This window comes from Actinomyces sp. ICM58 (assembly GCF_000283035.1).
Lineage (GTDB): Bacteria > Actinomycetota > Actinomycetes > Actinomycetales > Actinomycetaceae > Pauljensenia.
In genome coordinates, this window is the sequence record NZ_ALIY01000192.1 from 1 (window position 1) to 7,742 (window position 7,742).

6 protein-coding genes are annotated in these 7,742 nt (G+C 69.3%); 3 read left to right on the plus strand and 3 right to left on the minus strand.

The genetic code is table 11. From position 1 onward, the window contains the following. Nucleotides 1–59 precede the first annotated feature (59 nt). The 3 genes from HMPREF1138_RS08695 to HMPREF1138_RS11155 are packed head-to-tail and all read right to left on the minus strand — an operon-like array spanning nt 60 to nt 3,150. Nucleotides 60–1,208 carry a DUF4350 domain-containing protein gene (locus tag HMPREF1138_RS08695; RefSeq protein ID WP_009058827.1) on the minus strand — a complete coding sequence of 383 codons (1,149 nt, stop codon included), beginning with the start codon at nt 1,206–1,208 and terminating at the stop codon, nt 60–62. Further along, nucleotides 1,205–1,837 (minus strand): DUF4129 domain-containing protein, encoded by a 633-nt coding sequence (locus HMPREF1138_RS11150; protein WP_155887163.1) that lies wholly within the window; start codon nt 1,835–1,837, stop codon nt 1,205–1,207. The genes HMPREF1138_RS08695 and HMPREF1138_RS11150 overlap by 4 nt, the downstream gene beginning before the upstream one ends. Next, nucleotides 1,834–3,150 carry a putative membrane protein gene (locus HMPREF1138_RS11155; RefSeq protein ID WP_009058834.1) on the minus strand — a complete coding sequence of 439 codons (1,317 nt, stop codon included), beginning with the start codon at nt 3,148–3,150 and terminating at the stop codon, nt 1,834–1,836. Before HMPREF1138_RS11155 ends, HMPREF1138_RS11150 begins: the two co-directional genes overlap by 4 nt. 127 nt (nt 3,151–3,277) lie before the next feature. Here HMPREF1138_RS11155 and mtrA point away from each other — a divergent pair, with 127 nt between their 5' ends. The 3 genes from mtrA to HMPREF1138_RS08720 are packed head-to-tail and all read left to right on the plus strand — an operon-like array spanning nt 3,278 to nt 7,204. Beyond that, a complete protein-coding gene (gene mtrA / locus HMPREF1138_RS08710; RefSeq protein ID WP_009058825.1) occupies nt 3,278–3,961 on the plus strand; it encodes an MtrAB system response regulator MtrA in 684 nt (227 codons plus the stop codon). Next, complete coding sequence (gene mtrB, locus HMPREF1138_RS08715) at nt 3,942–5,561, plus strand: MtrAB system histidine kinase MtrB (RefSeq protein WP_009058831.1); 1,620 nt, start codon at nt 3,942–3,944, stop codon at nt 5,559–5,561. The genes mtrA and mtrB overlap by 20 nt, the downstream gene beginning before the upstream one ends. Next, nucleotides 5,558–7,204: a GerMN domain-containing protein gene (locus tag HMPREF1138_RS08720; protein WP_009058829.1), complete on the plus strand. Its 1,647-nt coding sequence runs from the start codon at nt 5,558–5,560 to the stop codon at nt 7,202–7,204. The genes mtrB and HMPREF1138_RS08720 overlap by 4 nt, the downstream gene beginning before the upstream one ends. The last annotated feature ends 538 nt before the right edge of the window (nt 7,205–7,742 follow it).

Sequence of the window (7,742 nt, forward strand, 5' to 3'; positions counted from 1 at the left end):
ACCCGCCGGGAGGGGCCGCGCCGGCCCCGGTGGGACCGTACTGCGGGGTGGGCATGGGGCTAGTCATGGCGTATCTCCTTCTCGAGGGTGTCGAGGTCGTTGGCGAGTCGGACGAGGTCCGCTTCGGAGGTCGGGGGAGGTCCCCACAGCAGCGTCTCGTAGCGGGAGGGGGGCAGGCCTCGCGCTTCGATGGCGCGAACCAGCGCCTCGCGGTCGGCGCTGTGTGCGACGCCGAGCGTGGATGCGATGCGCGAGGCCGTGGCGGAGCGCAGGGCCGTGGCGGCGTGCGCGTAGGAGCGCTGGGAGCGCATGAGTCGCGCCTTACCGACGAGGGTTTCCGCCGCCGGAACCTCGACGGGCAGGCGCTCCGGTGTCAGGGGGCCCAGGCGCTTGCCGCGCGCCAGGGAGGCCAGCAGAACAGCTCCGATGACCATGAGGAAGGCGGGGGCCAGGTAGGGCGACTCGGTGAGGACGGGGTCTTCCTGCGACATGGAATCGTCGGAGGTGACGACGTACCAGGCGACCTTGTCGGTGCGGCCGATCGCGTTGAGGGCGAGCGCGGCGTTGCCCTCGTCCAGGATCGCGCGGTTGCGCACGCGCAGCGAATCGGGGATGACGGCGCGGAACCTGCCGGGCTCGGAACGCTCCGCGTAGGCGTATTCCTGCCCGTCGGCGGTGAAGCACAGCTGCCAGCCTGAGGCGCCGTTCGAGACCGTGTAGTTGGAAGACGTCAGGGAACGGGCGCGGTTGGCCGCCTCGGAAGAACAGCCCGGCGAGGTTCGTTCGGGGTCCTTCCACGCGCGCGAGGACGTGAGGCCGTCCAGGTAGGAGGGCGAGGACCCGTATTCCTGCTCGAGCCCGATGTAGACGACGTTGGCTCGCGTCGAGACCCCGGCGCGCACGGAGGGGGACATGCGGGAGGGGAAGACGACGACGAGGGTCGTGTCCTCGTCCACCGTCGTCGCCTCACGCGCACTGACCTCGCGCACCGAGACCCCGTGGCGCTCCAGCACCTGCGCCAGGGCGCGCGCACCGTCCCCCAGGGGGTTGCGTATGCCGACGGGCGTGGAGTCAAAGCCCGCGCGGGGAAGAAAAGCAATCCCGATGCACACGAGGAGGAGAAAAACGACAATCATGATCGCCGGACGCGCCGCGCTCACGCGCTCGCGGGCCGTGGGACTCACGATCTGGACCTGCGTGGCTTTCATGCGTTCTCCTGGGCCCGCTGGCAGGCGTGCACAACGAGAGGCGCGAGTTCGCGCAGCGCGTCCACGTCTTCACGCGACACGGAGGAATGACCGTAGCGGACGCGGTCGAAGGTAGCGGCGTGGTGCCCGAGCTGTTGACCGTACTCGGTGGCGAGTCGCGTCGCCGCATCCGCGGCTTCTTTCGCCGTCAGGCCGGGCGTGGAGGAGACGACATCGGCCGTGTCCAGCCCCAGGACCAGCAGGCGGTAGGACCACACGTAGGCCAGGTCCCAGTCCCCGGCCGCCACGGCCTCGTCCAGGGACGCGCGCACGTCCTCCGCGGTGGTCTCCTCCTCGAAGACGGAGTGCGAGGCCCGCGACCGCAGGCGAATCGGGTTGAGAATCAGTGCGATGATGATGGCCGCGAGCGCGATGATGCCCAGGATGATGAGGACCAGCGAGATCGGAGGCGCGCCGGTGCCGCGCCAGGAGGCGGCTTTCGAGAGGCCATCGAGGAAGGACTGGATGAAGCGCGCGATGGGGTTCGAGTCAGCGTTGTATTCCGCGCGCGACAGCTCCTCGCTCAGCCAGGACTGAGCCTCGTCGTTGTCGGGCGTCAGGGGAGCGCCGCACGCGAGCACGTGAGTCACCCCCGACCCTGGCTTGCCTGCGCGAGGACGAGGGCGAAGTTTTCCTTGCGGATCTTCTGGTCCACGTACATGAGCGTCTGATACGCCGACATGATCGGTAACACGAGGCTGTAGACAAGGGTCTGCAGGGCGCTCGTGATGACGAGGAACACGGCAAAACCCCACACAGCGTTGGGGTCGTCGAAGGACGCGGAGCTGAGGAACGCGAAGCCGATACCCAAGACGATGACGCTGATCAGTGTGCTGATGATATTGACGATCACGCCGCACACGACGCCGATGAGGAGCACGCGGCCGAGCGTCATCCAGAAGGCGCCGGAGGTCAGGGTCCACGAGCGCTTCAGGGACTGAATGGGGCCCTTGCGTTCGAGGACCGCGCAGATCGGCGCGTACAGGAAACGCACGCTCAGCGAGTACAAGGCGAGCATGAGAGGCAGTCCGATGAAGAACAACACGGCGGCGAGCGAATCCGCGATATTGGATTCGAGGCCCCAGATCAGCATGGCCAGGAAGCCCACGCCCCACAGGATCATGGGGATGGCGATGATGAGGAAGAGGAGGAAGGACGCCCCGATCATCGGCAGGAGGCGGCCCCTGACCATGGACCATGCCTGGCCGAAGGTGATCTTCTTGCCGATCACCATCTGCGAGACCGTTACCGACAAGACTCCGTTGATGAGAGCTCCTCCGAGGAAGGTTGCCAGGAAGAGGACCACGTAGCTCAGGAGCGTGGAGATGAGGGACAGGGAGGACGATGCGAGGAAGTCGTTGTACGAGGCCTGCGGGTCAGACGTGGACCCGCTCAGCGTCATGAGCGAGTAGAAAGGCATGAAAACGGCCAGGCCGTTCAGGAGGGACACGATCGTCATGATGAGGATCGTGTAGCCGAAGAGAACCTTGGGGTTGCGGCGCAGCGCGGCGAAGGAGCCGCTCATCAGATCCGAGATGGTCAGCGGGCGCAGCGCAATGATGCCGGGTTTGGCGGCCCACGCCCAGGAGGTCGATTGGCTGTAGCCGGAGGCGCCGGGTCCCGCATCGGGCCGTGGCTGCCCGTTCTGGGGGGCGGGGAGGGGAGAAACGGGCTGGGCGGGTTGGATGCCGGGTGCGACGAAGCCGGGCTGGGCGGGTTGGGTGCCGGGTGCGACGAAGCCGGGCTGGGCGGGCTGCGTGCCGGGTGCGACGAAGCCAGGCTGGGCGGGCTGCGTGCCGGGTGCGACGAAGCCAGGCTGGGCGCTCGACTGCTTGGAACGCTCCCGGGCGGAGTCGGTCGGGTCGGGGGACACCCACGGCGAACTCATCATTGCCTCCAGCATCTCGGTGTTGTACTAGTCTCAATCCTGCCATAGCAGCGGATGGGGTGACACCTCTTATCGGTGAAAAAATGCGGCGTCGCCGGTCGAATCTCCTGCATCCGTGACGAATTCGTGACACTATCGTGACATGAGTTCGCGCATCCTCGTCGTCGACGACGACGTCGCCCTGGCCGAGATGATCGGCATCGTCCTCGGGAATGAGGGCTTTCGCGTCGCCTTTTGTGCCGACGGTTCACAGGCGCTGACTCAGTTTCAGGAGAACAACCCGGACCTGGTCCTCCTCGACGTCATGCTCCCCGGCATGGACGGCTTCGACGTGTGCCGGGCAATCCGTCGCGTCTCTGACGTGCCGATCGTTATGTTGACCGCCCGCTCTGATACGTCCGACGTCGTCACCGGGCTCGAAGCTGGCGCGGACGACTACGTCCCCAAGCCCTTCAAACCCAAGGAACTCGTCGCCCGCGTGCGCGCGCGACTGCGCGGCCGCGAGGACGCGCAGGCCGACGAAGGCCTGACCCTGCAGGACCTGTCGATCGACGTCGCCGGCCACATCGTCAAACGCGGGGGCCGCGTCATCGCGCTGACCCCCCTCGAATTCGACCTGCTCGCCACGCTGGCGCGCTCCCCCTGGAAGGTCTTTTCCCGCGAGGAGCTCCTCGAACAGGTGTGGGGATACCGCCACGCCGCCGACACCAGGCTCGTGAACGTCCACGTGCAGCGCCTGCGCTCCAAGATCGAACGCGACCCGGAAAAACCCGAACTGGTCGTCACCGTCCGCGGAGTGGGTTACCGTGCCGGCGCGGGAGCGTAACCACCCCCTGCGTCTCCTCACCGGGGCCCTGGCCTCGTCGAGGCCGTGGACGTTCCTGCGCTCCTCGCAGATCGGTCACCGCATCCGCCATTCCCTCTCGGCCAAGCTCGCCGTCGCGATCACGCTCGCGGCCCTCGTGCTCCTCCTCGTCTTCGGCATTATCGTCGCCTCCCAGCTGCGCTCCTCGATGTTCGAAACCCGCAAGGATGCGATCCTGGCGGACGCGTCGCTGCGCTTCTCCTCGGCCCAATCCGTCTTCTCCTCCTCGACCGCCACGTCCCCCGACCAGGTCCAGGAATCCGCGCGCGGCGCTCTGGCCTCGCTCAAGGCGTCGGCCGCCGGCGCCGGCGCGACCAACGTCGCCCTCCTGCGCTCGGAGGGCTCCACGGCCTCGTTACGCATCAACCAGATCGAGGACGAACAGATGCGCGGGCTGATTACGCCCCAGATGCGCGAGGCCGTGGCTCAGGGAGGCGCCCAGTGGCAGTCCGTGGGCATCAGGGCCTCCGACTCCGACAAGGTCTCTCCCGGCATCCTCGTGGGCACCCAGGTTCAGCTGCCCCGCGCGGGCACCCACGAGCTCTACATCCTCTACTCCCTGGCCGCCGACCAGCGCCAGGTCGACGTCGTCCTGCGCGTCCTCGTCCTGTCCGCCCTGCCGATCATCGTCACCCTGCCCATCGGCGTATTCGCCCTGCTGCACCGCCTCCTCCTGCCCGTGCGCCTGACCGTCTCGGCCGCCACGAAGGCCGCGGAGGGGGACCTGGACGTGCGCGTCGAGGTCCACGGCGCCGACGAAATGGCGGCCCTGGGGCGCGCCTTCAACGCGATGACCTCCTCCCTGCAGGACACAATCTCGCGCTACGACGAACTGGCCAAGCTCCAGCAGCGCTTCGTCTCCGACGTCTCCCACGAGCTACGCACTCCGCTGACCACCATCCGCATGGCCGAGGACATCGTGTGGGACAACCGCGAGGACCTGCCCGCGCACGCGCGCCGCTCCGCCGAGCTCCTACACGATCAGACCGAACGCATGGAACAGATGCTCGCGGACCTGCTCGAAATCTCGCGCTACGACGCCGCCAGCGCGCTCCTGGACGCGGAGGAACGCGACCTGCGCCCGATCGTCACCCGCGTCGTCGAGGCCTGCGCCGAGCTCGCGCAACGCCAGGGCGTCCCGGTCGAGGTCGTGGCCCCCGCCCGGGCCGCAGCCGAGATCGACGAGCGGCGCATCGAGCGCGTCATCCGCAACCTCGTCGTCAACGCCATCGAGCACGCGGACGGGACCCGGGTGACCATCACGGTGGCCACTAGCGCCACGGACGTGGCCTGCCGCGTGCGCGACCGAGGCGTGGGCATGACCCAGGAGGTCGCCGACCACGTCTTCGACCGTTTCTACCGGGCCGACACGGCGCGCGCTCGCACGACGGGCGGCACTGGCCTGGGGCTAGCCATCGCGACGGAGGACGTGGCGATCCACGGAGGCCGCCTCCAAGCCTACGGCGAGCCGGGCAAGGGAGCCTCGTTCCTGATGACCCTGCCCAAGCACGCCGGAGATGAGATCGCCAGCTGGCCGCTTGCCCTGTGGGAGGACGAATGAGGAGACATCTCGCCCTGATCGCGTGCGCCGCGCTGGCGCTCGCGGGCTGCGCGTCGCTGCCCACGTCCTCGCCGCCCGCGCCCTTCGACGTGTCCGCGCGCGACGGCAGCGGCGTCCAGTTTTCGGCGGAGGGCCCCTCGGACGGGTCGGATGCCGCGACCCTCGTGTCGGACTTCCTGCTGGCGTGCGCCGCGGGACCCCAGGATGACTACGCGACCGCGCGCCTGTTCCTGACGGCGGCCTCGGCGCGCTCCTGGCAGCCCGAAACCGAGATCCTCGTCTACGACACGGACACGGCGCCCGCCGTCAGCGCGACCTCGGAGAACGCCTCGCGCTCCGAGGTGACGGTGTCCGTCCTGGGGGTGGCGAGCATCGACCAGGCAGGCGTGCTGACGCGCTCGAACGGGGCGACAGTTACGCGCACCTTCACTCTCGTCCGCGAGGATGGGCAGTGGCGCATCGACGCTCCCGAGAACATGATCCTCATTAGCCGGGCTGCCCTGACGGCCTCGTACACGCTCGCGAACCTGTATTTCCCGAGCACTGACGGCACGGAACTGGTCGCGGATCCGCGCTGGTACCCTTCCCGGCGACTGGCCTCCCACCTGCTGGCGGGCCTCGTCAACGGGCCGCGAGCCGACCTCGATCCCGTGGTCGCGAACGCGATTCCGGCGGGGGCGACGCTGCCCTCCCACGGCGTGGAGGTCAGCGACGGGGTCGCTCGCGTCGAGCTGAACGCCTCCATGCCGCCCAGCGAGTCCGCGCGAGAGAGCCTGCAGTGGGAGCTGACGCGCACGCTCACCCAGGCCGCCGACGTGTCGCAGGTGAGCGTGTCCCTGACGGGCGAGGTCATGGAGGTGGCTGCCCTGCCGACGCCGCCCTCGTACTCCCTCGATACGCTGGTGGGCGCGGGGAGCTCGGGCGTGGGCATCATTTCCTCCTCGGGCGTGGCGCCCCGCGCCTCGGCCACCGACGCGTTGAATCCGACCGCCTCGCCGGTCGATTCGTCCCTGGTTGCCTGGAGCGGTGCCGACGGCGTCTACGCGGAGCGGGCCGGGACTGCGGTGGCTTTTGTGCCGGGCCAGGCCCCGCTGGGGCCCTCGATCGATCGCTACGGCTGGGTGTGGGGGCCGGCCACGTCCGCGTCGACGCTGAGCGTGGGCGGGGGAGCCGATGGCGCCTTTGACGTCGCCATCGAGTCGGAGAGTGCGGGGGAGATCCGCGCGGTTCGTGTCTCGCCCGACGGCTCGCGCGCCCTGGTGGTTCGCGGGTCGACGCCGAGCGCGTGGGTGGGCGTCATCGAGCGCGGCCCGGGCGGGCGGCCGCAGGCGGTGCGATCCTTGGAGCAGGTGTTTCTCGACGGCGCGGTCATCGACGCCTCGTGGACGACGTCGACGGGCTTCGCAGTCGCTGTGCGCGGGGGGAGCGGTGAGGACGATCAGCTCGTCACGATGACGCTGGGTGGACTGCCCTCGAGTCTGCCGCTGCCGATCCGCGTGTCGTCGATGAGCGCGGGGGCCTCCTCCGCGTCGGTCGTCATCGTGGGGACGGACGACGCGGGAAGGAAGCAGGTGCTGGTGCGCTCGGGTGCCCTGTGGCAAAACGTCGTCGTCGACGTGTCGTCCGCGCGATACGCGGGGTGAAGATCGTGGTTGGCTCGCGCCCGGTGGGTGCCCTCGTCGAGGGGCTCCTCGGCGCGGTCCTGCCCGTTCAGTGCGTGGGGTGCGGCGCCTGGGACGAGGTGTTGTGCCCGTCGTGCCGCTCGTGGGCGTGCGCGCAGCCGCTGCCCACGAGCCTGGAGGGCGCGCGCGGGGCGATTCCCGGACTGGTCCTGGGGGATTATTCTGGAGCGCTGCGCAGGATCATCCTGGGCGCCAAGCACGCGGCGCGCACGGACGTCGGCGATTTCCTCGACGAGGCCGGGGCTACCCTCGGCGCGTCCCTGTGGCGGGTGGTGGGTGGCGCCAGCTCGCCCGCGTGGGTGCGGGGCTCGGGTCGTGGGAGGGATCGCCGGGGTGGGGCAGCGGCGCAGGTGTGGGTTGTGCCGGCGCCCTCGTCGTGGGGTAGGCGCCTGCGGGGCCGCCAGGTGGCGCTTCCTCTCGCACGCGGGGTTGCTCGGGGGCTGGCGCTGGGTTCTCCGCCGGGTGTGTGCGTGCGCNTCGTGGACGCGGTGGCCTTGCG

Coding starts and splice junctions, on each gene's coding strand:
- HMPREF1138_RS08695 (WP_009058827.1), bottom strand. CDS start 1,208: ATGAAAGCCACGCAGGTCCAGATCGTGAGTCCCACGGCCCGCGAGCGC.
- HMPREF1138_RS11155 (WP_009058834.1), bottom strand. CDS start 3,150: ATGCTGGAGGCAATGATGAGTTCGCCGTGGGTGTCCCCCGACCCGACC.
- mtrA (WP_009058825.1), top strand. CDS start 3,278: ATGAGTTCGCGCATCCTCGTCGTCGACGACGACGTCGCCCTGGCCGAG.
- HMPREF1138_RS08720 (WP_009058829.1), top strand. CDS start 5,558: ATGAGGAGACATCTCGCCCTGATCGCGTGCGCCGCGCTGGCGCTCGCG.